General features: G+C 38.4%; 35 protein-coding genes and 1 tRNA gene. 28 read left to right on the top strand and 8 right to left on the bottom strand.

The features are described from left to right. Positions 1-29: 29 nt before the first annotated feature. Positions 30-2,018, top strand: a complete 1,989-nt coding sequence (locus tag DBX24_RS04175) for a KUP/HAK/KT family potassium transporter (RefSeq protein ID WP_160224058.1) — start codon at positions 30-32, stop codon at positions 2,016-2,018. 35 nt (positions 2,019-2,053) lie between these two features. Here the strand turns inward: DBX24_RS04175 and rpoN are convergent, their stop codons facing one another. The 4 genes from rpoN to DBX24_RS04155 form a co-directional block, all read right to left on the bottom strand. Continuing rightward, entirely contained in the window at positions 2,054-3,535 is a 1,482-nt protein-coding gene (rpoN, locus tag DBX24_RS04170) for an RNA polymerase factor sigma-54 (protein WP_120488238.1), read from the bottom strand. Positions 3,536-3,586: 51 nt separating this feature from the next. Further along, positions 3,587-5,035, bottom strand: coding sequence for an asparagine--tRNA ligase (gene asnS, locus DBX24_RS04165; protein ID WP_160224057.1), 1,449 nt, complete (start codon positions 5,033-5,035; stop codon positions 3,587-3,589). A 63-nt stretch (positions 5,036-5,098) separates the two neighbouring features. Further along, complete coding sequence (locus tag DBX24_RS04160) at positions 5,099-5,521, bottom strand: hypothetical protein (protein WP_160224056.1); 423 nt, start codon at positions 5,519-5,521, stop codon at positions 5,099-5,101. A gap of 33 nt (positions 5,522-5,554) precedes the next feature. Beyond that, positions 5,555-5,932 carry a Rid family detoxifying hydrolase gene (locus DBX24_RS04155; protein ID WP_120488241.1) on the bottom strand — a complete coding sequence of 126 codons (378 nt, stop codon included), beginning with the start codon at positions 5,930-5,932 and terminating at the stop codon, positions 5,555-5,557. A gap of 174 nt (positions 5,933-6,106) precedes the next feature. On the opposite strand from DBX24_RS04155, the gene rpsT reads away from it, so the two are divergent. Then, positions 6,107-6,361 (top strand): 30S ribosomal protein S20, encoded by a 255-nt coding sequence (rpsT, locus tag DBX24_RS04150; RefSeq protein WP_120488242.1) that lies wholly within the window; start codon positions 6,107-6,109, stop codon positions 6,359-6,361. Between the two features lie 10 nt (positions 6,362-6,371). Further along, a tRNA-Glu gene (locus DBX24_RS04145) sits at positions 6,372-6,443 on the top strand. A gap of 52 nt (positions 6,444-6,495) precedes the next feature. Here the strand turns inward: DBX24_RS04145 and DBX24_RS04140 are convergent. From DBX24_RS04140 to DBX24_RS04125, 4 genes are all read right to left on the bottom strand, one after another. Continuing rightward, positions 6,496-7,461, bottom strand: coding sequence for an FAD:protein FMN transferase (locus DBX24_RS04140; protein ID WP_160224055.1), 966 nt, complete (start codon positions 7,459-7,461; stop codon positions 6,496-6,498). Positions 7,462-7,464: 3 nt separating this feature from the next. Continuing rightward, on the bottom strand, positions 7,465-9,672 hold the full coding sequence (locus tag DBX24_RS04135; protein WP_160224054.1) for a PepSY domain-containing protein: 2,208 nt from the start codon (positions 9,670-9,672) through the stop codon (positions 7,465-7,467). A 123-nt stretch (positions 9,673-9,795) separates the two neighbouring features. Further along, entirely contained in the window at positions 9,796-10,278 is a 483-nt protein-coding gene (locus DBX24_RS04130) for a DUF2271 domain-containing protein (protein WP_160224053.1), read from the bottom strand. A 30-nt stretch (positions 10,279-10,308) separates the two neighbouring features. Then, on the bottom strand, positions 10,309-11,802 hold the full coding sequence (locus DBX24_RS04125) for an ankyrin repeat domain-containing protein (RefSeq protein ID WP_160224052.1): 1,494 nt from the start codon (positions 11,800-11,802) through the stop codon (positions 10,309-10,311). 296 nt (positions 11,803-12,098) lie between these two features. Here DBX24_RS04125 and rsmI point away from each other — a divergent pair, with 296 nt between their 5' ends. The 25 genes from rsmI (at position 12,099) to rpmJ (ending at position 24,723) form a co-directional block, all read left to right on the top strand. Continuing rightward, entirely contained in the window at positions 12,099-12,773 is a 675-nt protein-coding gene (gene rsmI / locus DBX24_RS04120; protein WP_160224051.1) for a 16S rRNA (cytidine(1402)-2'-O)-methyltransferase, read from the top strand. A gap of 27 nt (positions 12,774-12,800) precedes the next feature. After that, the gene (fabG, locus tag DBX24_RS04115; RefSeq protein ID WP_160224050.1) at positions 12,801-13,544 is read left to right on the top strand and encodes a 3-oxoacyl-[acyl-carrier-protein] reductase; all 744 of its coding nucleotides are present in this window, start codon (positions 12,801-12,803) and stop codon (positions 13,542-13,544) included. Positions 13,545-13,850: 306 nt separating this feature from the next. After that, positions 13,851-14,477: a 50S ribosomal protein L3 gene (gene rplC / locus DBX24_RS04110; RefSeq protein WP_120488248.1), complete on the top strand. Its 627-nt coding sequence runs from the start codon at positions 13,851-13,853 to the stop codon at positions 14,475-14,477. After that, positions 14,468-15,097 carry a 50S ribosomal protein L4 gene (gene rplD / locus DBX24_RS04105; protein ID WP_120488249.1) on the top strand — a complete coding sequence of 210 codons (630 nt, stop codon included), beginning with the start codon at positions 14,468-14,470 and terminating at the stop codon, positions 15,095-15,097. Before rplC ends, rplD begins: the two co-directional genes overlap by 10 nt. Before the next feature lie 5 nt (positions 15,098-15,102). Continuing rightward, positions 15,103-15,390 carry a 50S ribosomal protein L23 gene (rplW, locus tag DBX24_RS04100; protein WP_120488250.1) on the top strand — a complete coding sequence of 96 codons (288 nt, stop codon included), beginning with the start codon at positions 15,103-15,105 and terminating at the stop codon, positions 15,388-15,390. An 83-nt stretch (positions 15,391-15,473) separates the two neighbouring features. Beyond that, positions 15,474-16,295: a 50S ribosomal protein L2 gene (rplB, locus tag DBX24_RS04095; RefSeq protein ID WP_120488251.1), complete on the top strand. Its 822-nt coding sequence runs from the start codon at positions 15,474-15,476 to the stop codon at positions 16,293-16,295. Between the two features lie 2 nt (positions 16,296-16,297). Next, positions 16,298-16,576 (top strand): 30S ribosomal protein S19, encoded by a 279-nt coding sequence (rpsS, locus tag DBX24_RS04090; RefSeq protein WP_120488252.1) that lies wholly within the window; start codon positions 16,298-16,300, stop codon positions 16,574-16,576. Beyond that, positions 16,576-16,974: a 50S ribosomal protein L22 gene (gene rplV / locus DBX24_RS04085; protein WP_120488253.1), complete on the top strand. Its 399-nt coding sequence runs from the start codon at positions 16,576-16,578 to the stop codon at positions 16,972-16,974. Before rpsS ends, rplV begins: the two co-directional genes overlap by 1 nt. An 8-nt stretch (positions 16,975-16,982) precedes the next feature. Continuing rightward, positions 16,983-17,702, top strand: a complete 720-nt coding sequence (rpsC, locus tag DBX24_RS04080; protein ID WP_120488254.1) for a 30S ribosomal protein S3 — start codon at positions 16,983-16,985, stop codon at positions 17,700-17,702. A 100-nt stretch (positions 17,703-17,802) separates the two neighbouring features. Then, positions 17,803-18,228, top strand: a complete 426-nt coding sequence (gene rplP, locus DBX24_RS04075) for a 50S ribosomal protein L16 (protein WP_120488255.1) — start codon at positions 17,803-17,805, stop codon at positions 18,226-18,228. Positions 18,229-18,238: 10 nt separating this feature from the next. Further along, entirely contained in the window at positions 18,239-18,424 is a 186-nt protein-coding gene (gene rpmC / locus DBX24_RS04070; RefSeq protein ID WP_120488256.1) for a 50S ribosomal protein L29, read from the top strand. A gap of 12 nt (positions 18,425-18,436) precedes the next feature. Continuing rightward, positions 18,437-18,691 carry a 30S ribosomal protein S17 gene (gene rpsQ, locus DBX24_RS04065; RefSeq protein WP_120488257.1) on the top strand — a complete coding sequence of 85 codons (255 nt, stop codon included), beginning with the start codon at positions 18,437-18,439 and terminating at the stop codon, positions 18,689-18,691. Then, the gene (gene rplN, locus DBX24_RS04060; RefSeq protein WP_120488258.1) at positions 18,691-19,059 is read left to right on the top strand and encodes a 50S ribosomal protein L14; all 369 of its coding nucleotides are present in this window, start codon (positions 18,691-18,693) and stop codon (positions 19,057-19,059) included. The genes rpsQ and rplN overlap by 1 nt, the downstream gene beginning before the upstream one ends. Before the next feature lie 19 nt (positions 19,060-19,078). Beyond that, positions 19,079-19,423 carry a 50S ribosomal protein L24 gene (gene rplX / locus DBX24_RS04055; RefSeq protein ID WP_160224049.1) on the top strand — a complete coding sequence of 115 codons (345 nt, stop codon included), beginning with the start codon at positions 19,079-19,081 and terminating at the stop codon, positions 19,421-19,423. Positions 19,424-19,434: 11 nt separating this feature from the next. After that, complete coding sequence (gene rplE, locus DBX24_RS04050; protein ID WP_120488260.1) at positions 19,435-19,986, top strand: 50S ribosomal protein L5; 552 nt, start codon at positions 19,435-19,437, stop codon at positions 19,984-19,986. A gap of 3 nt (positions 19,987-19,989) precedes the next feature. Then, entirely contained in the window at positions 19,990-20,259 is a 270-nt protein-coding gene (gene rpsN / locus DBX24_RS04045; protein WP_009087322.1) for a 30S ribosomal protein S14, read from the top strand. Positions 20,260-20,391: 132 nt separating this feature from the next. Continuing rightward, entirely contained in the window at positions 20,392-20,790 is a 399-nt protein-coding gene (gene rpsH, locus DBX24_RS04040; RefSeq protein ID WP_160224048.1) for a 30S ribosomal protein S8, read from the top strand. A gap of 17 nt (positions 20,791-20,807) precedes the next feature. Continuing rightward, positions 20,808-21,353 (top strand): 50S ribosomal protein L6, encoded by a 546-nt coding sequence (gene rplF / locus DBX24_RS04035; protein WP_120488262.1) that lies wholly within the window; start codon positions 20,808-20,810, stop codon positions 21,351-21,353. A gap of 14 nt (positions 21,354-21,367) precedes the next feature. Beyond that, positions 21,368-21,721, top strand: a complete 354-nt coding sequence (gene rplR / locus DBX24_RS04030; RefSeq protein ID WP_120488263.1) for a 50S ribosomal protein L18 — start codon at positions 21,368-21,370, stop codon at positions 21,719-21,721. Between the two features lie 20 nt (positions 21,722-21,741). Beyond that, positions 21,742-22,263: a 30S ribosomal protein S5 gene (gene rpsE / locus DBX24_RS04025; protein ID WP_120488264.1), complete on the top strand. Its 522-nt coding sequence runs from the start codon at positions 21,742-21,744 to the stop codon at positions 22,261-22,263. A 13-nt stretch (positions 22,264-22,276) separates the two neighbouring features. Beyond that, positions 22,277-22,453, top strand: a complete 177-nt coding sequence (gene rpmD, locus DBX24_RS04020; protein ID WP_120488265.1) for a 50S ribosomal protein L30 — start codon at positions 22,277-22,279, stop codon at positions 22,451-22,453. A 67-nt stretch (positions 22,454-22,520) separates the two neighbouring features. Continuing rightward, the gene (gene rplO / locus DBX24_RS04015) at positions 22,521-22,970 is read left to right on the top strand and encodes a 50S ribosomal protein L15 (RefSeq protein ID WP_120488266.1); all 450 of its coding nucleotides are present in this window, start codon (positions 22,521-22,523) and stop codon (positions 22,968-22,970) included. Positions 22,971-22,985: 15 nt separating this feature from the next. After that, a complete protein-coding gene (gene secY / locus DBX24_RS04010; RefSeq protein ID WP_160224047.1) occupies positions 22,986-24,368 on the top strand; it encodes a preprotein translocase subunit SecY in 1,383 nt (460 codons plus the stop codon). Positions 24,369-24,370: 2 nt separating this feature from the next. Continuing rightward, a complete protein-coding gene (gene infA, locus DBX24_RS04005; protein WP_120488268.1) occupies positions 24,371-24,586 on the top strand; it encodes a translation initiation factor IF-1 in 216 nt (71 codons plus the stop codon). A 20-nt stretch (positions 24,587-24,606) separates the two neighbouring features. Next, the gene (gene rpmJ / locus DBX24_RS04000) at positions 24,607-24,723 is read left to right on the top strand and encodes a 50S ribosomal protein L36 (protein ID WP_007839480.1); all 117 of its coding nucleotides are present in this window, start codon (positions 24,607-24,609) and stop codon (positions 24,721-24,723) included. Positions 24,724-24,732 lie beyond the last annotated feature (9 nt).

Genomic DNA, 24,732 nt, shown 5'->3' with positions numbered 1-24,732 from the left:
ATTTGCATCTTGATTTCATAAAAGAACTTATGTCGGGAAATAATTCCACTCAGCATCTTGATACAAGTAAGCTCACGCTCATTGGTCTTTTGGTATCTATGGGCATCGTTTTCGGAGATATTGGTACTTCTCCGCTCTATGTAATGAAGGCGATTATTAATGCCCGTTTGGAGACGGCAACTATGCCTTTGGACGAGTATATAGAGGGTGCACTCTCGTGTATTATCTGGACGCTTACCTTGCAGACAACCATAAAGTATGTAGCGATTGCCCTGAGGGCAGATAACAAAGGCGAGGGCGGGATACTCTCCCTCTACTCCCTTGTGAAGCGGATGAAGCGCAAGCATCTTTATCTCTTTGCGATTATTGGGGCATCTACTTTGGTTGCGGATAGTGTGATTACGCCATCGCTTACGGTAATATCGGCTATTGAGGGGCTTAAAATCTATAACCCCGATACTCCTGTGGTGCTTTATACCTGTTTTATACTCTTTATCGTATTCTTTGTGCAGCAGTTTGGCACGAGCAAAATAGGGAAGTTCTTCGGCCCAGTGATGATTATTTGGTTTCTGGCATTGGGGATTTTCGGGGCTAATCATATTATGGGCAACTTATCCATTCTTAAATCCTTTAACCCCATCTATGCGTATAATCTCATCTCCCATTCTCCGAGTGCCATTGTGGTGATGGGGGCGGTATTCCTTTGTACTACGGGTGCAGAGGCGATGTATTCGGATCTGGGGCATTGTGGGAAGCAGAACATCCGTGTGAGCTGGATTTTTGTGAAGGCAATGCTTATCCTGAACTATCTGGGGCAAGGTGCGTGGCTGCTCGATAATCATTTAAAGGTGCGTGAGGGAATTAATCCATTCTTTGGGATAATGCCAGATTATATGGTATTCCCAGGTGTGCTGCTCGCTACGATGGCAGCGATTATTGCCAGCCAGGCAGTAATCACGGGGGCATTCACGATGTTTTCTGAGGCAATGTCGGTTGCCTTTTGGCCTAATCAGCAGATTGAATACCCGAGTGGGGTAAAAGGGCAAATGTATATTCCGAGAATCAATTGGGGGCTAATGGCGCTTTGCTTCATCATCGTGCTCTACTTTCAGGAGTCTCACAAGATGGAGTCTGCCTACGGGCTTACCATTACCATTACGATGCTGATGACTTCTACGCTGCTCATCTTTTGGCTTAAAAAGAAACGGGTAAAGAAATGGCTCATCATCGTCTTTGCCATTACTTATCTCTCGATAGAGCTGGGCTTTTTCTATGCAAATATCATCAAGTTCTTAGATGGAGGCTGGATTACGATTGCCCTTAGCGGGTTTATGATGGTGTGTATGTATGCATGGTTTAATGGGAGAAAGATTAAGGCAAAATTCCTGAAATATGTGAAGTTTGAGAAGTATGTCTCCGTCATAAAAGATATGAAACTGGATGAGACCATCCCTAAATATGCTACTAATTTGGCTTTTCTTAGCCGTGCTAAAAGGGAGGACGAGATAGAGGCAAAAATCATCTATTCCATTATAAGGAAGCAACCGAAAAGGGCAGACCATTACTTTATTTTAAATATCATTAACCAAGAAGACCCTTATACATTTAAGTATTATGTAGATGAAATAATGCCGAGTACGATATATAAAATTAACTTCCTCCTCGGGTTTAAGGTAGATAGGAGGATTAATGACTATTTTGACCAAGTGCTGAAAGACTTGATGGAGGCCGAAGAAATCCCATCGAGGAGCGGTTTCCCATCATTGAGGCAGCATAATGTACCCCCAGATCTGAAGTATGTGATTATAGATAATACTTATATTAATGACAATCTCCTCACCCTGAAAGAGAAGATTATTCTCAATATCTATAGTTTTGTACGGTATATCGGCAGTGATGATTTCAAGGCGTGGGGGGTATCTCCTCACAATGTAGTGGTAGAATCTGCTCCTCTGCTCGACCAAGAGATTGTAACAAAAAAACTCGAGCAAATCGAGTTTAGAAGGTATCATGCGTAAAGGCTAATTGCTAATAGCCAGTTGCTAGAAACCGATTAGAGTTCTTTTCTAAGCCTTGCTACAGGTATATTGAGCTGCTCACGATACTTGGCAATTGTTCTTCTGGCGATATTATAACCTTTTTCTTTCAAGATGATTACAAGAGCATCGTCTGTATAAGGTTTTTTCTTGTCCTCTTTTGCAATAGCTTCGAGCAGGTGTGTTTTTATTTCTTTTGTAGAGACTTCTTCTCCATCGTCATTTATAAGGCTGTCTGAGAAGAGGTCTTTAAGAAAAACAATTCCATTGGGTGTATCCGCATATTTACTCCTCACCACTCTTGAAATCGTAGAGATGTCAAACCCTGTTTTATCGGCTACATCTTTTAGAATCATTGGTTTTAATGATTTATCATCTCCTGTAATAAAGAATTCTTTTTGTAGCTCTGTAATGGCTTTGATGGTTTGTAATAGTGTGTTTTGTCGCTGATTCACCGCATCTATATACCACTTAGCAGCATCGAGTTTTTGCTTGATGAAAAGCGCTGCTTGTCTATGCTCGGCAGAGTCTTTATTATGCGAGTAGGTAGAGAGGATATCTTTATACTCATCAGATACACGGAGGGTGGGTGCGTTTTTACTGTTGAGAAGAGGAACTACCTGTACATTTCCCTCGTTATCTTCATCGAGTTGGATAGTAAAATCGGGGATAATCTCCTGATTGATGGTGATGGTCTGGGTATCAAAATTTCCTGCAACTCTCGGTGAGAGTTTTGAAATCTCATCAAGGGCATCTTTCAGTTCTTCTTCAGAGATGCCGTATTTGTTCATTATTTTGGAGTAATGCCTATTGGTAAGGGCATCAAATTGATTTCTCAGGATATCTGCTGCAAGGGAAACTGCTTTATTACTGCTGATTTTTTTCTCTATTTGCAGTAGCAAGCATTCTTGGAGATTTCTGGCTGCTACACCTGGTGGGTCGAGTTTCTGTACATAGTTCTCCAGTATATTTTCTACCTTTTCTTGGGTAGTGTATATCCCTTGCGAGAAGGCAAGATCATCTACCAAGGACTTTACTTCCCGTCTTAGATAGCCATCCTCAGGGTTTAGATTTCCTATGATATAGTGTGCGATGTTGAGGTCTTCTTCAGAGAGGTCTGCCATACCTATTTGCTCCATCAGATAGTCGTAGAGGGTTTGTCCTTCAGTGAGGAGGCTTTGGTTATCAAATTCTTCGTCATCTGGGGAGTAGTTGCTGGCTGCTGTTTTATAGCTTGGCTCATCATCAAAGAGGTATTCATCTACATCAAAGTCGGTTTCTATGGATTCACTTCCTTCACTTTCAAGTTCTTCATCGGCTGCTTCGTATTCATCTTCATTATCATCGTCAGAGACTTTTTCAAGGGCAGGATTTTCTTCCAGCTCTCGTTCTAAGTCCTGTTCAAAGTCAAGGGTATGAAGCTGGATGAGCTTCATTAGTTGAATTTGCTGAGGAGCAAGTCTTTGACCTAATTTTAATTGAAGATTTTGTTTCAGCATAATTTGTTTTATTTATTTTGGCAAGGCTGATGAATTCCACATATTTAAAACTTAAAACTCTGCATTTTTTGGCGTTCTTGGGAAAGGGATTACATCTCGGATATTCGTCATTCCCGTGATGAAGAGCACAAGCCTTTCAAGTCCCAAGCCGAAACCTGCGTGTGGTACAGAGCCAAATTTTCGGGTATCAAGGTACCACCAAAGTTCTTTTTCATCTACATTCATCTCCTTCATTTTTTGGATGAGTACATCATATCTCGCTTCTCTTTCGGAGCCACCGATAATCTCCCCGATTCCTGGGAAAAGTACATCCATTGCTCCTACGGTTTTACCATCTTCATTGAGTTTCATATAAAACGCCTTGATTTCCTTAGGATAATCAAAGAGTACCACAGGGCATTCAAAGTGTTTCTCTACGAGATAGCGCTCGTGTTCAGACTGGAGATCTGCCCCCCAAGCCTCAATAGGGAATTGAAACTTGCCTTTCTTGTTTTCCTTAGACGCGAGTAAAATCTCAATAGCCTCAGTATAGGAAACCCGTTTAAATCGTTTGGAAACCACATTTTGAAGTTTCTCTATAAGTCCTTCTTTGGCTCTCTCTCTTTCGGGTTTTTGTTTTTGCTCTTCTGCAAATCGTTTGTCAAGGAATTCTAAATCATCTTTGCAGTTGTCTAATACATAATTGATAACGAATTTCAGGAAGTCTTCTGCAAGGTCTATATTATCCTCTAAGTTGTTAAAGGCTACTTCTGGCTCTATCATCCAAAACTCGGCAAGATGTCTTGTGGTGTTGGAATTTTCAGCTCTAAAAGTTGGCCCAAAAGTATAAATCCTTCCCAGTCCCATAGCTGCTGTTTCGCCTTCGAGCTGTCCAGAAACGGTTAGGTTGGTTTTCCTTCCGAAGAAATCTTGGGTATAATCAATCTCGCCATTCTCATCTTTTGGGAGGTTGTTCAGATCAAAATTTGTAACGGAGAACATCTCTCCAGCACCTTCTGCATCAGCTCCCGTGATGATGGGTGTATTAATATAGAAGAATTGGTTTTGATTAAAGAACTGATGAATAGCAAACGAAATAGCACTCCTCAATCTAAATACAGCACCGAAAAGATTGGTTCTGAAACGGAGGTGTGCCTGCTCTCTGAGTACTTCCAGAGAGTGTTTTTTAGGTTGAAGAACGGTTTTTTCCAGTTCCTCACTGAAATTGTCCCCTAAAACGGTGATTTTTTTTGCTAAGATCTCTATGCTCTGCCCCGCTCCTTGGCTTTCTATAACTTCACCTTCTATTTTGAGGGAAGAAGCGGTCTTGATGTTTTTAATAAGCTCTTCATCAAACTGTTCAAAATCTACTACTATTTGAAGATTAAGTATAGTAGAACCGTCATTAAGCGCGATAAATCTATTGGAGCGAAAAGCTCTTACCCATCCTTGAACAGTGATATTGTGATGAAGAAATCTCTTATAATCCGATAAAATATCTTTAATCGTGTGTTTTTTCATTGTCTAAAAATATGCTGCAAATGTAATAAAATACCCTTTATTCATCAGGAAGTAGTATGGGCTTTATTTCTTTTTCCTGTTGTAGAGGACTTCTGTGATTTTACCTCCTACCCAAGAGAAAGGGAAGAAGGTGAGGAAGATACATATCTTGTAAAAAGTAGGATGATGGGGAAAGATTATAATATCCAGCATTGCGAAAAACAGCAGAATAAAGCCTATCAGTAAAGCATAAGCTACTTTGGCATATTTCACGATGATGGCAGTAGCTACGCCTCCCACTATGGCAGAGATACCTGATAAAAAAAGCAGGTAGGCAAAGAAGCCTGTATCTCCTTTCCTCGTTTCCAGGAAGTTTTCCCAGTTCTGAAAGGGGGAGAAATGCTCGTAAGTAACCCATTCAGAGTTGAGCCTAATCCCCAAGCTGATAACGATACCCGAAACTAAAAGTCCAACAAATACTCCTAATGTATTCCTAAGAAAGTTCATTTCCAAAAATTTATTCAATAGCTCAATTGAGCACTATTGATGTGCAATCATAGAGATTTCCACCTCTACATTTTTAGGGAGGTAAGACACTTGAACCGTTTCCCTTGCAGGATAGAACCCCTCTTCCAAATATGAAGCATAAACCCCATTCATTACGGAAAAGTCCTCCATATTTTTAAGGTATATCGTAGTTTTTACTACATTTTTAAAAGTCATTCCTGCTTCTTTTAAGATGGCTTCAAGATTTCTCATTACTTGATGTGTTGCCTTCTCTATCCCTTCTATAATTCTCCCTGTTTCTGGGTCTGCGGGCATTTGTCCAGAGATATATAATATCCCGTTTGCCATATTTGCTTGTGCATAAGGTCCAATTGCCGCTGGGGCTTTTTCTGTAGAAATAATAGTCTTCATATACTTAAAATATGATGTATAAAATCTCACAAATATAATATTAACTCACAAACTGGCAAAACCGATAGCATTGGTTAAACAAGTATATCACTAAAAAATAATACATTTTTTTAAAAAAAAATTTGGAGGTTTCGAAAAAAGATATATCTTTGCACCCACAATTGAGACAGAGATATGGCAAATCATAAATCAGCATTAAAAAGAATCAGACAAAACGCAGTAAAAAGAATGCGTAACAGATACTATCATAAGACTGCAAGAACAGCTATGAAAGTATTAAGAAATGAAGAGGATAAAGCAGTGGCTCAAGAACAATTACCTAAGGTGATTTCTTTATTAGACAAGTTGGCTAAGAAGAATATTATTCATAAGAATAAAGCAGCTAACTTAAAAAGCAAGCTTACAAAGCATGTAAATAAATTAGCTTAATTATAAAGCTGGCCCGTTCGTCTATCGGTTAGGACTCAAGATTTTCATTCTTGCAAGAGGGGTTCGATTCCCCTACGGGCTACAAAAGGAGAAACTTATTTAAGTTTCTCCTTTTTGTTTTGGGTGGTTGCTCGCTATTGGTCAAATCCAGTACTTTGAGTAATATTACCATTATCCTCTATGATAAGATATTGATAGCTGGGAAATTTTTTAAGGAGGCGGAGCCCTTTTTCTTTGCCCAAAACCATTACGGAGGTGCTGAGCCCATTGGCAGTTTCTGCATTTTCTCCTGTGATGGTTACACTGGTGAGCCCTGTGGAGGGATAACCTGTTTTAGGATTGATGATATGGGAATAGCGTTTGCCACCAAATTCTACAAATTTTTGGTAATCCCCAGAGGTTACGATAGCTGTGTTTCGGAGTTTTAGAACTTTGAGGACTTCACCAGACTGGAAAGGGTCAGCAATACCTACCGTCCAAGCACTACCATCGGGTTGAGTTCCCCAGAGGGCAATATCCCCAGAGGCATTAATGATGCCAGCCTGTACGCCAAGTTGCTGCATTAGAGCTTTGGTCTTATCGGCAGAGTAGCTCTTTCCTGTAGCTCCAAAACCTATTTTCATCCCTTTGTTTTTTAGGAAAATGGTAGATTTTTTTCGGTTGATAATAATATTTTTATAGCCCACATTTCTTATTGAGGCTTTCACCTGTTGAGGAGTGGGTGGAGTATCCATAGAATCATCAAACCGCCAGATTTTATCCATTGCAGCGATACTAATATCAAATGCTCCATCTGTAATTTTGGAGAACCAAAGTGCCCTTTCAGTAAGTTTGATAACTTCTGGGCTCACTTTTACTGGGCGAATTCCTGCATTTTTATTCACCTCTGAAATCTCTGTGGAGGCTCGCCATTCCGAGATGAGGTTTTCTATTCGAGAGATTTCGGCAATGGCAATATTTATTTTCTCCTCTGCAGCGGTAGAGTCTTTATCTACGATGGTAATATCAAACCTGCTGCCCATTAGCATTATGGTTCTGTGCCTTGCGGTTTGGGCATAGGTGATTTGCAGGGAGAGTAAAAAGATAGCGAGGGTCTTCATTATTTAATAGCAATCACTTAGAATTCTGGAATTGTGTTTATATCTTTCAAGGCTTGGGAGCTGATGCCTTTCGCAGACTTCAGTGAGGTAGGCTTCTACATCGGCGAGCATAGAAAGCGCTCCACAAATCATAATAACACCATCGGATTTCAGGATTTGAACCAAAAATTCTTCATCTTCACGGATGAGGTCGGTTACCCGCTGAGGCTTTTCACCTCGAGAATATCCAACGGTGAAGCTATGCAAGTTTCCTTTTTGGATGAGGCTTTTTGCCGTTTCTTCTATCTGTTGAGTATTTGCATTTCTAAATCTAAAGCCGCAGTAGAGATGTTTCTTTACACCTGGATGTTGCTCACTCATCATTCCGAGGAAAGGTGCAGTACCTGTACCATTAGCAATCATCACTACATCGCTTGTGTCTTCTGGGAAGTGGAAGGCAAGGTTCTCTACCACTTTTGCTTTTATGGTTTGCCCCAGTGGTAATCTATACAAATACTGAGAGCCGAGCCCATTTTCGTGTAGCTTTACGAAGAGCTGAATGCTATTGCCCTTTTTTCCGATGGAGTAGAGCCTTTCTCTGCTGTCGTTTGCAGGATATACAGTGAGAATATCTCCAGATTGGAATGCTCTCTTGCGGAATTGAGGCTTAAGGGAGATGGAGAAGGTTTGATTATCTTCATCAAGAGGGGTTTTCTCCACTACTTTGAATTTTTTAAGTCCAGAAATCTTAGCATTATAGAATGAAGGAGAGGTCATCAGTGGGGTAGAGGTCTTTTCATTCCAGAGCTTCACCCATTCTACGAGTTCATCGGCAGATTTATCATTCACCAAATGTAGGGGGATACTTCTTTCTGCCCATTCTTGTGAGGAGAGGAGAGCATCTATCTTTTTAGCAAATCCACAGAAGTTGGAGTATGTTCTCGAACCGAAGCCCACAACAGAAAACAGGGTATTGGGGTTTTGCTTAATGTCGTTAGCGAGTAAAGTCTCAAATTTTTCAGCATTGGCAGGGGCATCTCCATCACCATAAGTGGAGGTGAAGATAAGGATGTGCTCCGCTTTTGGGAAATACTGATAGTTATTAAGATACGAGAGAAAGACTTTTTTGCCACTTGTGAGGAGCTGTTGCTGTACCTTATTAGCAAAACCTAATGTAGTTCCGTTTTCTGAACCTACGAGGATAATGCAGTCTGCATCTTGGGCTTTGAACTTATTCTTCACCTTGGACGCGGTTCTTTTTAGGGTGATAGCAAAGCCTGTGTAGATAAATACAAGAATGTTAAGCGTAGCAATTGCCAACACGATTGCCCACCAGAGACTGGTTCGTCCCGTATGTAAGTTCAGGCTGAGATTGGCTAAGAGTACAGCGGAAGGGTAGAGGGTTTCCTTAGTGATTTCACCAGAAAAAGCATTTACTTCTAATTCCTTGGACTTTAATTTTAATATAAAGACCTCGTCTGGGTCGTCATCTGAGAAGGGAAATTCTATTTTTTGTACCTCGCTGAGCTTGGTCTGCCTGAAAACTTCAAAATCGGCGATGTTTTTTTGTGTATCGGTGTGTTTTGCTTCATAGGTTTGGGTGATTTCTTTTTGTTCGGGGATGATTTTAAACCTTTTCAGAAATAAATAAGTCCCCGTAAGCGATACTACGAAGATGGGAACTAAGAACCACCTCCCCGCTGAGGTGTGTAGGAATTGCGAGAGCGAGTCTTTGTGTATTTTAGCAAAGAAACCGAAGAATCCTTTTTGTCTTTTGATAATCATTATGGTGCCTGTAAGGCTAATCATCAGGAGGAGAGCTGCCATTATCCCTACTATAAATCGTCCTTTTTCGTGGAGAAGAAGCGAGCGGTGAATCCCTTTTACTTCCTGTATAAATGGGCTTTTTTTAAGGGGCTTGCCAAGTATTTTCCCATTGTTTGGGTTGATGATGGCTTTTACTGCATTGCCGTCTTCATCAAAACCATCGATGCTTACGAAATGGTTAGGATCTATGCTCATCTCTGTAATCTCAGGGTAGTTTTTTTTGAGTACAGGCAGCGTTTTGGCAAGGCTAAGCTCTTCAAAATTCTCTACTTTATAAGGGTATTGGGTTTTATTGATAATGATATTCCCCGCTAAAATAACGCCTGTAATTGAGATCACGAGTAAGAATACCGACGAAATAATCGCAAGGATAAGGTGTGCTTTTCTCCAGATGGATGATGTCATTTTATTTTTTTAATAGATAATAATGCGTGTATAAATAGAAAAATCAGGGAGAAGACTTTTTTGGATGATTTCATCGCTGGTGCAATCTCCCCGATTGGTAGGCGGGTGCCTTTTGTATGGTGGTTAGAGTTTGTTCAGTTTTACGGTGCGCACATAGCCTTTGCCGCTTACTTTTTTAGAAAAATCAGCTTGAGTAAGGGGGATTACAGCGTCTTCCGTATGGTATTTTGCGTGTTCTACGGCAGATTCTATTCTGAGTTTGTAGCCTTTATCAAATACGGAATCATCTATATTGAGAACGGTAGTGCTTCTATCGCCTGCACCTACCGAAGCTCCCGTAATCGCACTGAGCTGCTCGGGTTTTTGGTTCTGAGCTTTAAACCACTCTTTGAGCCCTTTGTACCATTTCTTATTATCTCCCATTACGGCGAGGGTTTTTTCGTATTCCCCATTAGGATTGATGAGAGAGACTACAAGGTAAGCATTTTCTCCATCGTAATTGGTCATTTGGAGCATTAGTTTGTACTTGCTGCTCTGTGCCTGTGCTTGAGTGCTAAACAAGAGCGCAAAAAATCCGAATAAAAAACTTTGTTTTAAAAATCTCATAAAAATTTAATTTATAATTATTGATTCAATTTATTTTAAAAAGCTGAGGTCTATATTCTGATGAGCGAGGGCTTCATTATCCTTAGCGATGTCATAAGCCGTTTCGTCTAGGTCTGTTTTAATTTTTTTATCAGCCCCAAGCGAGATGAGGTATTTCAGAATCTGATCATCCTTTGCCACTAATGCTGCCTTGTGCAGCGCGGTGAGCCCATCATTATTCTTCGCATTAATATCTGCTTTTATAGGCGAAAGGCTTCGGATGAACTCCAAGTTATTCTTAGTCGCTGCGATATGATAAACCGTGCTCCCATCTCTGAAGGGCTGGGCAAAATTAATCCCTTTTTCTTGTAGGAGGAGGAGCTTCGGGAGGAAATCTTTATCGGCTTGCCTACCTTTTTTTGGTACTCGGAACGAATCCACGAGCACAAAAGCAAGGCTATTCCCCTTCGCATCGGTAGTGCGGAGGCTTGCACCCTTTTGGAGGAGGAAATTTACGATTTCTGTGCTCCCCGTTTTTACGGCATTCAGTAGGGCGGTCTCTCCATTCGCATTTTTAGCATTGATGTCTCGGCAATAAGGGAAAAGCTGTTTCACGATGCTAAGACTTTTACCACCGCAGACCAGCATAAAGGCGGTGTTTCCGTTTTTATCTTTTCGTGAGGCATCTGCTCCGCTTGATAAAAGGTAGTTGATCACTTCCTCCTGCTTAGGCTTCCTCGCTACGATGTGGAGCAAGGTCTCTCCTTGTACATTCGTGATTTTGGGGTCTAATTTCAGCTCACCGATAAGGTAGAGGTAGGGCTGCACACCATTCGTTACCTTATGTGCCCCTTCGGCTACGGCGAGCAGGGCAGAGGAGTCGTATTTTACCCCTCGTTTTACGAGCGTTCTCAGGTTTTCTACATTATCACCGACCAATGCCGCGTAGTAGAATGCACCTCGCCCCTTTTTGTCCTCTACTTGGAGGCTAAGCCCTTTGGAGATGAGCTCATCGGTTATTTTGAGCCCCTTATCCTGTCCAATGCAGAGCAGAAGCAGATCGGCATCCTCAAGCTGCGGGTATTTTTGGCGGATATCAAACCTATTTTTAATATAAAGTTCTAATATTTCTGGGGTAATATTCCCACCTCTACAAGCATAAACTAAGGGATTTGCCCCTTTATCATCTAAGGCATTCAGGTTGGCTCCTTTTTTTATCAGGTGCTTTACTACCTCGTAGAGTTTAGCATTGGTTGCCCAGTGCAGGTAAGTTCTCTCGTGGAAGATTTTTTTTTCTATATCCACCCCTTTTTGGTCTATGAGGTATTTGATGACCTCTGGGCTTGCTTTCGCCATTATGGCTGCGAAAATAGGGTCGCTCGCGCCTTCGGTATTTTTAAAGTCAAAGCCTTTGCGCACCTCTTTCTTTACTTCTTTTAGGCTTGGTGCGCCTTCCCAGAATTTAGCCTCCGAAAGAGGAGATTTTTGCTGGGCAGAAATCAGCATCCCAGCGCAAAAGAATGATGAAATGATGAACTTTTTCATAAAGCGGTATTTTATATTTTGCTTGCAAATATAGAGAACAAAAACCTGATAAGTGCCATTTATTTATAGATGGTCTTAATTAAAATTTCTGAATAATGAATTGAATAGATTGGAATGTCCTCTTTGCAAAACAATCCTTTGGATAAGGAGAAGAGAGAATAGTTAAAATGCTACAGCTTCGAGCTATTGAATGTGTCTAATTATCCATAGAATGCATATCATTAATAAGTGGGGTAGATCAACTAAGTAGTGGGATTGGTATAAAAATACTACCTTTGGTCACAAATTTTGATGAGATGCAGGGTATTCTTTATTTCGTACCTACACCTGTTGGGAATTTAGAAGATATGACTTTCAGAGCGATAAAAATACTGAAAGAAGCAGATTATATCCTCTGCGAAGATACCCGCACTTCGGGAGTTCTCTTGAAGCATTTTGAGATTTCAAAACCGCTGAAATCTTATCATTTGCATAATGAGCATCAATCCACCCAAAAAATTATAGACGATTTAATGAATGGGCAGCGCATCGCGATGATAACCGATGCGGGTACTCCTGGGATTTCAGACCCAGGCTACCTCCTTGCAAAAGCCTGTGCAGATAACGATATCCAGATGATATGCCTGCCCGGAGCTACGGCTTTTGTTCCCGCTTTGGTGGTATCGGGCTTGCCCAACCACGATTTTTATTTCGCGGGCTTCCTCCCTCAGAAAAAAGGGAGGCAAACCAAACTGAAACAGCTCGCAGAGGAGAAAAAAACCATCGTTCTCTATGAAAGTCCCCATAAAATCAACACAACTTTGGAGCAAATACAGGAATTTTTCGGCGAAAATACGAGGATAAGCCTTAGCCGAGAGATTTCTAAGAAGTTTGAAGAGACAAAAAGAGGTACAATCGCCGAACTGATCGCATTTTCCAAGTCTAAAACCCTCAAAGGAGAAATCGTTCTGGTGATTAATAACAGTATTTGATTTGAAATTTATAAACTATAACATAAAATGAAACAATTAGAAGGAAAAGTTGCCATTATTACAGGAGCAACACGAGGCATCGGAAGAGGTATAGCCGAAGTTTTTGCGAAAGAAGGAGCTAAAATAGCTTTTACCTACGCTGGCTCGGTAGATAAAGCTCAATCCCTCGAAAAAGAGCTTTCTGCGCTTACCAAGATTAAAGGTTATCAGTCTGACGCCTCCGATTTTGATGCCGCACAAAAGCTCGTAGATGAGGTTCTCACAGAATTTGGCCAGATCGATATCGTGGTGAATAATGCAGGGATTACTCGGGATAATCTCCTTCTCAGAATGGGGAAAGAAGATTGGGATACGATTATAAAAGTAAACCTTGACTCTGTATTTAATCTCACAAAAGCGGTTATAAAACCAATGATGAAGGCTAAATCTGGTGCTATTATCAATATGACTTCCGTAGTGGGCGTGAAAGGAAATGCGGGGCAAGCAAATTATGCGGCATCAAAGGCGGGAGTTATTGGCTTTACAAAATCTGTGGCATTAGAGCTCGGCTCGAGGAATATCCGCTGTAATGCTATCGCACCAGGTTTCATAGAAACAGAAATGACTGCCGTTCTTGATGAAAAAGTAGTGCAGGGCTGGAGAGATGCCATCCCTCTAAAACGAGGAGGTCAGCCAGAAGATATTGCGAATGCTTGTGTATTCCTCGCAAGCGATAAATCTTCTTATATTACAGGGCAAGTGCTTAATGTAGATGGAGGTATGCTTACCTAAATAAGAAAAAAAATAATGAGACTTTAAGGCAATTGGTTTTACCAGTTGCTTTTTATTTTATGCTTGTAATTCGTTGATTTTTAGATTTTGAAAATCTATATTATATGATGATTAAAATTTTTAGCCGGATATTCGTCTTTAAAAAGCTGTTGATTTTCAAAATATTTTACTGCTAAAATTTGGAGATAAGAAAATATTTTATACATTTGCGCACTCATTTTAGGGGTGTAGTGTGCTCATTTGAGAGCGAAGCCCTTAAAATACTGGAGAATAAAAAGATAATTTTTATATATATTTTTATAAACAATGTCAGGTATTATTGGAAAAAAAATCGGGATGACTTCCCTTTTTGACGAGAACGGAAAAAATATTCCGTGTACCGTTATTCAGGCGGGTCCTTGCTCGGTTTTACAAGTCAGAACCTTAGAAAAAGACGGCTATAAAGCTGTTCAGTTAGGTTTCGATGACAAGAGTGAGAAGAATGTCGGTAAGGCATTGGCTGGTCATTTTAAAAAGGCTGGTTCTACACCTAAGGCAAAGTTGGCAGAATTCTATCACGAATTCGTAGATACTTTGAATGTAGGTGATGAAGTGAAAGTGAATCTTTTTGCTGAAGGAGAGTATGTAGATGTTACAGGTACTTCTAAAGGTAAAGGATTTCAGGGGGTAGTGAAAAGACACGGCTTTGGTGGTGTTATGCAAGCAACTCACGGTCAGCATAACAGGCTAAGAGCTCCTGGTTCTATCGGTGCGGGTTCAGACCCATCAAGAGTATTCAAGGGGATGAGAATGGCTGGAAGAATGGGAGGTAAGCAAGTGACTGTTCAAAACCTTCAAGTGTTAAAAGTAGATGAAGAACAAAATCTTTTAGTTGTAAAAGGTGCTGTTCCGGGAGCTAAAAATTCTTATGTAATTATCAGAAAATGGAACTAGTAGTATTAAATACACAAGGAAAGGAAACCGGAAGAAAAGTAACTCTTGATGAATCAATTTTCGGAATTGAGCCTAATCAGCACGCGGTTTACCTAGAAGTGAAACAATACCTTGCAGCACAAAGACAAGGTACTCATAAGTCTAAAGAAAGAAGTGAAATAACCGCTTCTACTAAAAAGCTTAAAAAACAAAAAGGATCTGGTTCTGCAAGATATGGTGATATTAAATCTCCAGTATTTAAAGGTGGAGGTAGAGTATTCGGGCCTAAGCCAAGAGATTACAGATTTAAATTAAATAAAGCTGTTAAAAGATTAGCTAAAAAATCTGTTCTTTCTCAGAAATTGAGAGATAACAGCATTAAAGTTTTGGAAGATGTGCAGTTTGCTGCTCCTAAAACAAAGGATTTCATCAATGTATTAAATGCATTAGAGCTTAATGGTAAGAAATCTTTGTTTATCCTTCCAGAGGCTAATAAGAATGTATATTTATCTTCAAGAAACTTGCCAAAAACTAAGGTGTTAAATTATAATGAGATTTCTTCTTATGATTTAATCAATGCAGGTGAGATTGTTTTCTTAGAAGGTGCAGTAGATAAATTTCAAGAAAACTTAAAGAAATAAATCGTATGTCAGTAATTATCAAACCAGTTATTTCAGAAAAAGCTAACTATCTTACAGATCTTAGAGGGGCTTATTCTTTCTTGGTAGATACTAAGGCGAATAAGATCGAAATTAAGAGAGCGATAGAAGAGGCTTATGGAGTGAAAGTAGCAGATGTAAGGACGATGATTTATGCACCGAAAGTTTCTGCTAAGTATACAAAAAAAGGACTTCAAATCGGTAAGACAAATAAGCTGAAAAAGGCTGTTGTTACTCTTGCAGAGGGAGAAGTTATCGATATTTTTTCAGTATAAAATAAGTTTTAAGCAGTAAGTGAAATCGCTTATTGCTTAATCTATTAAGTGTAAATAAATAATTTAATAATTAATAAATAGTAATGTCTGTTAGAAAATTAAAACCTATCACCCCGGGACAGAGATTCAGAATTGTAAACAATTTTGAGGAAATTACTACTAACAAACCAGAGAAATCTTTGGTTGTAGGTATTAAAAAGTCAGGTGGGCGTAACAACACGGGTAAAATGACGATGCGTTACACCGGAGGTGGACACAAAAGGAAATACAGAATTATTGACTTCAAGAGAAACAAATTCAATGTTGAAGCTGAAGTTAAATCTGTAGAGTACGATCCAAACAGAACTGCTTTTATTGCTCTTCTTGAGTATGCAGATGGAGAAAAGAGATACATCATCGCTCCAAATGGTATTAAGGTAGGTCAGAAAGTGGTTTCAGGAGAAAATGTAGAGCCTAATGTAGGTAATGCAATGAAGTTGAAAAACATTCCATTAGGGACTGTTATTTCTTGTGTAGAAATGAGACCTGGTCAAGGAGCAATCCTTGCAAGAAGTGCAGGCTCTTCTGCTCAATTAACTTCAAGAGATGGTAAATATGCTATCATAAAGCTGCCTTCTGGAGAATCAAGAATGATTTTAGTAGAATGTGTAGCTATGATTGGTTCTGTATCTAATGGTGACCACCAGCTTACAGTATCTGGTAAAGCAGGTAGAAGCAGATGGTTAGGCAGAAGACCAAGAACAAGAGCAGTAGTAATGAACCCTGTGGATCACCCAATGGGTGGTGGTGAAGGTAGAGCTTCCGGAGGTCACCCAAGATCTAGAAACGGTAAACCAGCTAAAGGTTATAAAACCAGAAAGAAAAATAAAGTGTCTAACCGTTATATCGTATCTAAAAGAAAATAATTATGGCAAGATCACTTAAAAAAGGTCCTTTCATTCATTATAAATTAGAGAAAAAGGTTCAGGCAAATATAGAGTCTGGTAAAAAAACGGTAATTAAAACTTGGTCTAGAGCATCTATGATTTCTCCAGACTTTGTAGGACAAACCATCGCTGTACACAATGGGAAAACTTTCGTTCCTGTTTATATTACAGAAAATATGGTGGGTCATAAGTTAGGTGAATTTTCTCCGACAAGGTCTTTTAGAGGACACGCGGGTAATAAAAATAAAGGAAGCAGATAATGGGATCAAGAAAACAAGATAGTGCAATCGCAAGAAAAGAAGCAAACAAAGATGTTGTAAAGGCTTCATTGAACAATTGTCCATCTTCTCCGAGAAAAATGAGACTTGTTGCTGATATTATTAGAGGAGAAAAAGTAGATAAAGCACTTTATATCCTGAAATATTCTAAGAAAGAGGCTTCTAATAAATTAGAAAAACTCCTTCTTTCTGCTATTGCCAACTGGCAAGTGAAAAATGAGGGTGCTGATATTGAAGAAGCAAACCTTATTGTAAAAGAAATATATGTGGATAGTGCAAGACAATTGAAGAGACTAAGACCAGCTCCGCAAGGAAGAGGTTATAGAATCAGAAAAAGATCAAACCACGTAACAATAATCTTAGGTAATAAAGAAAATTAATTCAAGGTATGGGACAGAAGACAAATCCAATTGGTAATAGATTAGGTATCATCAGAGGATGGGATTCTAACTGGTTTGGAGGTAATGACTATGGAGATAAAATAGCAGAAGACTACAAAATCAGAAGATACCTTGAAGCGAGATTATCTAAAGGTGGTATTTCAAGAATCTTTATAGAAAGAACTCTTAAATTAGTTACAGTAACTATTACTACAGCAAGACCAGGGCTTATCATCGGTAAGGGCGGTCAAGAGGTTGATAAATTAAAAGAAGAATTGAAGAAACTTACTGAAAAAGAAGTTCAAATCAATATCTTCGAAATTAAGAGACCTGAACTTGATGCTGTATTAGTAGCTGATAGTATTGCTAAGCAAATTGAAAACAGAATTTCTTATAGAAGAGCTGTTAAAATGGCGATAGCAAGCACAATGAGAGTAGGAGCAGAAGGAATAAAAGTTATGATTTCTGGTCGTTTAAATGGTGCTGAAATGGCAAGAAGCGAATCTTTCAAAGAAGGAAGAATCCCATTGTCTACTTTCAGAGCAGATATAGACTATCACTGGGCAGAAGCTCACACTACTTATGGTAGATTAGGTGTAAAAGTTTGGATTATGAAAGGAGAAGTTTATGGTAAAAGAGAATTATCTCCACTCGTAGGACAACAAAAGAAATCTGCATCAAGAGGTGGTGATAGAGATAACAGAAGACCAAGAAGAAATAATAAATAATTAAAAATTTTAGATTAGACATTTTTAATTTTAAATTACCGTTACTTTTTTAAAATAGAAAATCTAAAATCTAAAATAGGAAATCTAAAATTTAGAAATTATGTTACAACCAAAAAGAACCAAGTTCCGACGAGTTCATAAAATGAAGATGAAAGGTAATGCTAATAGAGGTGCTCAATTAGCTTACGGAACATTCGGAATTAAAGCCATTGAAGGAGCTTGGATTACTGCAAGACAAATCGAGGCAGCTCGTATCGCGGCTACCAGATATATGAAAAGGGAAGGACAGCTATGGATTAAAATATTCCCAGATAAACCGATTACTAAAAAACCAGCCGAAGTAAGGATGGGTAAAGGTAAAGGTGCTGTGGAATACTGGGTAGCTGTAGTAAAACCAGGAAGAATAATGTTTGAAGTAGGTGGAGTGCCTTACGAAGTAGCAAAAGAAGCTCTTAGACTTGCTGCTCAAAAGCTTCCAGTGGTAACCAAGTTTGTAGTAGCTAATGATTTTGTTAAACCTCAATAATCTTTGAATAATGAAAAGTACTGAAATTAAAAATTTAAGTGTAGAGGATCTTCAAAATAAATTGGCAGAAGTTCAAGCTCAGTATCAGAAACTGACTTTGGCTCATAGAATTAGCCCAATTGAAAATCCTATTCAAATCAGAGATTTGAGAAGAACAATTGCAAGAATAAAAACGGAGTTAACTAACAAACAATAATTTCATTTTACAATGGAAAGAAATTTAAGAAAAGAAAGAATTGGAGTTGTTTCCAGCAATAAAATGGAAAAGACCATTGTTGTTAGTGAGACAACGAGAGTGAAACATCCGCTGTACGGTAAATTCGTTTTGAAAACGAAAAAATATACTGCACATGATGAGAATAATGAGTGCAACGAAGGAGATACTGTTCTTATCCAAGAAACAAGACCTTTGAGCAAAAATAAAAGATGGAGATTAGTAAGAATCATTGAAAAAGCTAAGTAATGTTACAAACAGAATCAAGATTAAAAGTTGCTGATAATACAGGTGCAAAAGAGGTACTTGTAATCAGAGTTCTCGGAGGTACGAGAAGAAGATATGCTTCAGTTGGTGATAAAATCGTAGTGACTATCAAAGATGCAACACCATCAGGAAATGCTAAAAAAGGTCAGGTTTCTAAAGCTGTTGTAGTGAGAACTAAAAAAGCGGTTAGAAGAAAAGATGGTTCTTACATCTCTTTTGATGACAATGCTTGTGTTCTTTTAAATGCAGCTGGAGAAATGAGAGGAACTCGTGTTTTCGGACCGGTTGCTCGTGAGTTGAGAGATAAAGAGTATATGAAAATCATTTCATTAGCTCCTGAAGTACTTTAATTTTTAAAATCTAAAAGAAATGGCAAAAGTTAAAATTAAAAGAGGAGATAATGTAATCGTTACTACTGGTAAAAATAAAGGTAGTAAAGGTGAAGTTATTGAAGTGATAAGAAAAGAAGGTCAAGATCCAAGAGTGATCGTAGCAGGTGTAAATATCGTGAAAAAACACGTAAAACCATCCGCTCAAAATCCTCAAGGTGGTATTATAGAGAGAGAGGCTTCTCTACATATTTCTAATGTAGCTTTGGTCGACAAAGACGGTAAAATCGTTAAAGTTGGCTTTAAGAGAGTAGAAGTAGAGAGAAATGGTAAGAAGAAAACGAGAAGCGTTAGAATCTCTAAGGCTACAGGTGAAACCTTATAAAGTAGAAAACAATGACGTATATAGCAAGACCAAAGAAAGCGTATAAAGAGAAAATTGTTCCAGCAATGATGGAAGAATTTGGCTACAAGTCTATTATGCAGGTTCCTAAATTAGAGAAAATCGTTGTTTCTCAAGGTTTGGGTGCTGCTACAGCAGATAAGAAAATTGTAGATTATGCTGTAGAAGAGCTTACTGCAATTACAGGTCAGAAAGCCGTTGGAACCGTTTCTAAGAAAGATGAGGCTTCTTTTAAATTGAGAAAAGGAATGCCAATCGGAGCAAGAGTTACCCTAAGAGCTGACAGAATGTATGAGTTCTTGGATAGATTAACTTCTTCTGCTCTTCCAAGAATTAGAGATTTTAACGGTATCAAAGCAGATGGATTCGATGGAAGAGGAAATTATAACCTCGGTATTACTGAGCAAATCATTTTCCCTGAAATCGTAATCGATAAAGTGAAAAAAATCCAAGGGATGGACATCACTTTTGTAACATCAGCAAAGACTGATAAAGAAGCAAAAGCATTATTAACTCACTTCGGTTTACCATTTAAAAAGAACTAAGAAATGGCAAAAGAATCAATGAAAGCGCGTGAGCGCAAAAGAGAAGCATTAGTTGCTAAATATGCTGCAAAAAGACAGGCTCTTAAAGAAGCTGGCGATTATGAAGCATTACAAAAACTTCCTAAAAATGCGTCTCCAGTGAGACTACACAATAGATGTAAACTTACAGGTAGACCAAGAGGTTATATGAGAACTTTTGGTATTTCCAGAGTAACTTTTAGAGAAATGGCTAACCAAGGTCTTATACCGGGAGTTAAAAAAGCAAGTTGGTAATAATTAAAATTTAATAACGATAATTAAGTTTAAAGGCAAATGGATGATGATATCATCTCTGCTTAGATTGATAAAATTGTCTTTTTGCCTTTGAAAACTGATTATTTTTGACCAATAATTAATAAATAAAGAATGTTAACAGATCCAATTTCAGATTTCCTGACTAGAGTAAGGAACGCACAAAGCGCAGGCCACAAAGTGGTGGAAATTCCTGCATCAAAAATTAAAAAGGAGATTACGAAAATCCTGTTTGATCAAGGTTATATCTTAAACTACAAGTTTGAAGATAACAATGTTCAAGGGACTATCAAAATCGCTTTGAAGTATGATAAAAAAACTGGAAAACCTGTGATTAAGAAGATTCAAAGGGCTTCTAGACCAGGTCTAAGACAATACGCTGGAGCTACTGAGCTGCCAAGAGTATTAAACGGTTTGGGTATCGCTATCATCTCTACATCTAAAGGTGTAATGACTGATAAAAAAGCGAGAGAAGAGAAAGTAGGAGGTGAAGTAATCTGCTATGTATATTAACCATTAATTAAAGGAAAATGTCAAGAATTGGTAAAGCAATTATAACAATTCCTGCTGGTGTTACTATTACAGAAAATCAAAGTGTAGTAACAGTAAAAGGTCCAAAAGGAGAATTATCTCAGGAGCTTACAGGAGGGATTACGATTGAGCAAAAAGATGGAGTACTTACAGTAAACAGACCATCTGATTCTAAACAGCATAAAGCACTTCACGGTCTTTATAGAGCTTTGATAAACAATATGATTGTTGGAACTCATCAAGGCTTCGAGAAAAAATTAGAACTTGTGGGTGTAGGGTATAGAGCATCTCATTCAGGTCAGAAACTTGAATTAGCTCTTGGTTTCTCTCACGGTATCGTGGTAGAACTACCAAAAGAGATTGCTGTAAATACAGAAACTGAGAAAGGTAAAAATCCAATCATTACTTTAACATCGCATGATAAACAGCTTCTAGGAATGGTGGCTGCGAAGATCCGTTCATTTAGAAAACCAGAGCCATATAAAGGTAAAGGTGTGAGATTCGTAGGTGAAGTTATTAGAAGAAAAGCTGGTAAATCTGCATAATAAATTTTAAGACAATGGCACTAAATAAGTTAGAAAAAAGAAATAGAATTAAAAGAAGAGTGAGAGGGAAAATCTCTGGCTCTGCAGAATTGCCAAGATTATCTGTATACAAAAGTAATAAAGAGATTTATGCTCAGTTAATCGATGATCAAAGCGGTAAGACTTTGGTATCTGCATCTTCAAGAGAGAAGGGAGTAGATGCTAAAGGTACTAAGACTGAAGTTTCTGCTACTGTAGGTAAAGCTATTGCTCAGAAAGCAAAAGCTGCGGGCATTGAGAAAGTGGTATTCGATAGAAATGGTTTCGTATATCACGGAAGAATCAAAGCTCTAGCTGATGGTGCAAGAGAAGGTGGTCTTCAATTCTAATCAAAAAATTTCGGAAAATTATGTTAGGACTAGATAATATAGAAAAAGTAAAACCGGGAGGATTAGAGTTAAAAGATCGTCTCGTAGCTGTAAATAGAGTAACGAAAGTAACCAAAGGTGGTAGAGCATTCGGATTTTCTGCTATCGTAGTAGTAGGAGATGAAAATGGGGTAATTGGTTTTGGTTTAGGTAAATCTAAAGAAGTTGCATCTGCAATTGCAAAAGCAGTAGAAGATGCTAAGAAAAACTTGGTTAGAGTGCCAGTAATGAACCATACTATACCTCACCAGACTTCTGCAAGATACGGTGGTGCGGATATATTCCTTAGACCAGCTTCCCACGGTACTGGGCTTATTGCTGGTGGTGCTGTAAGGGCTGTATTAGAATCCGCAGGTATCCACGATATTCTTTCAAAATCTAAAGGTTCATCTAACCCGCATAATGTGGTTAAAGCTACATTCAAAGCGTTATTAGATATTAGAAGACCTGAAGAGATTGCAAGATTGAGAGGTATTTCTTTAAGCAAAGTATTTAACGGTTAAAAAATTCACAACAATGGCAACTATTAAAGTAAAACAAGTTAAGAGCGCTATTGGGAGAACAAAAACCCAAAAAAGAACGCTTGAAGCATTAGGATTTAGAAAACTTCACCAGGTTGTAGAGCACGAAGCTACACCCGCTATACTCGGGATGATAGCAACTGTAGCACACTTAGTAGAAGTTCAAAAATAAATTACAGGTAGAGATTAGTATAATCCATTATTCTAATCTCTCCTTAATCATATTAATTAAATAAATAATGAATTTAAATAATATACAGCCAGCAAAAGGCTCTACTCATAACTCTAAAAGAGTAGGTAGAGGACAAGGAAGTGGAAAAGGTGGTACTTCTACAAAAGGGCACAAAGGTCAGAAATCAAGATCTGGTTATTCTGAAAAAATCGGATTTGAGGGTGGTCAAATGCCTTTGCAGAGAAGATTGCCTAAATTCGGCTTCAAAAATGTAAATAGAAAAGAATATAGAGGTGTAAACTTAGATACTATCCAGACCCTGATCGATACTAAAAATATCTCTGGAGATATTACAAAAGAAGTTTTAGTAGAAAATGGATTAGCATCTAAAAATGAACTTGTGAAAATTTTAGGTAGAGGAGAGCTTAAATCTTCAGTATCTATTACTGCTGACAAGTTTACTAAATCTGCTGAGGAATTAATTTCCAAAGCAGGAGGTAAAGCAATTACTCTATAAAAATAAAAACTGAATATGAAAGTAGGATTTATACAAACCTTAAAAAACATTTGGAGCCTCAAAGAACTGAGAGATAAGATACTCTTTACTTTGGGTATTATATTGGTGTATAGATTTGCTTCATATATTTCACTTCCTGCTATTAATATGGCAGAGGTGGGTAGTTTGTTGGAACAATACAGAAGCCAAGGAGGCGGCGGACAAGGTGCTGGCCTTCTTGGTTTGCTTTCATCTTTTACTGGTGGGGCTTTTAGCCGTGCATCCATTATGGCATTAGGAATTATGCCTTATATTTCGGCATCGATTATAGTGCAGCTGATGGGAATGGCGATCCCTTATCTTCAAAAACTACAGAAAGATGGAGAGAGCGGTAGAAATACTTTGAATCAGATTACAAGATGGCTTACAATTGCCGTGTGCTTAGTACAGGCACCATCTTATCTTACTTCAATTACACAGTATTTCTTACCATATAACCAGTTTGCACAAGCATATTATGTTGACCCAAATACATTTATGTTTTGGTTTCCAAGCATAGTAATCTTAGTTGCAGGCTCACTCTTCGCTATGTGGTTAGGCGAGAAGATAACAGATAAAGGCATTGGAAATGGTATTTCTATCCTCATTATGGTTGGTATTTTAGCAGATTTCCCTGCAGCATTCTTGCAGGAATTCTCTACTCAAACAGGTAAAGGAGGATTAGGAAATGTAATGATTCTTGTTGAAGTTCTATTCTGGATGTTGGTAGTTTTACTTGCAATTGTACTTTCAGTTGTGGTTAGAAAAATCCCTATCCAGTATGTGAGCAGAGCACACGCAAGAGGTGGAGCTACTCGTAACTTAACACAAGGAGCAAGACAGTGGATACCATTAAAAGTAAATGCAGCAGGGGTAATGCCAATTATCTTTGCACAGGCATTGATGTTTGTTCCAGGGCTATTGACGAATATTGATGAAACGAATCAGTTTTTCGCAGGATTCAAAAATGTATTCAGTTGGCAGTATAATGTGCTGTTTGCCATACTTATTATTATCTTTACATTCTTCTACACAGCAATTACGATTCCAGTAAATCAAATGGCTGATGACCTTAAGAAAAATGGAGGATTAATACCAAAAGTAAGACCTGGTAAAGACACAGCAGATTATCTTGATGATATTTTATCAAAAATTACTTTGCCGGGATCAATATTTTTGGCTATATTTGCCGTCCTTCCCGCATTAGTGTATGGATCTCTTGTACAGACAGACAGATTTGCGCTGTTTTTTGGAGGAACATCACTACTGATTATGGTAGGGGTAATTATGGATACCGTTCAGCAGATTAATACTTATTTGTTGAATCATCATTATGATGGCTTAACGCAATCAAAATTATCAAGAACAACCGGGCTATAATTATGGCAAAACAGAAACATATTGAACAGGATGGCGTAATAGTAGAAGCTCTTTCTAATGCTATGTTCCGCGTAGAATTAGAAAATGGGCATATACTTATAGCTCATATCTCTGGTAAGATGAGAATGCACTATATTAAATTGCTACCTGGAGATAAAGTAAGACTTGAAATGTCCCCTTATGACTTGACTAAGGGTAGAATTACATTTAGATATTAACGCTTATAAAGCAAAAAGAAATGAAAGTTAGAGCATCTATTAAAAAAAGAAGTGCTGATTGCAAAATTGTACGAAGAAAAGGAGTACTGTTTGTAATCAACAAGAAAAACCCAAAATTTAAACAAAGACAAGGTTAAGAATTAAAT

The organism is Bergeyella cardium (assembly GCF_009914665.1).
Classification (GTDB): domain Bacteria; phylum Bacteroidota; class Bacteroidia; order Flavobacteriales; family Weeksellaceae; genus Bergeyella_A; species Bergeyella_A cardium.
This window is presented reverse-complemented; position numbering and strand designations above follow the sequence as displayed.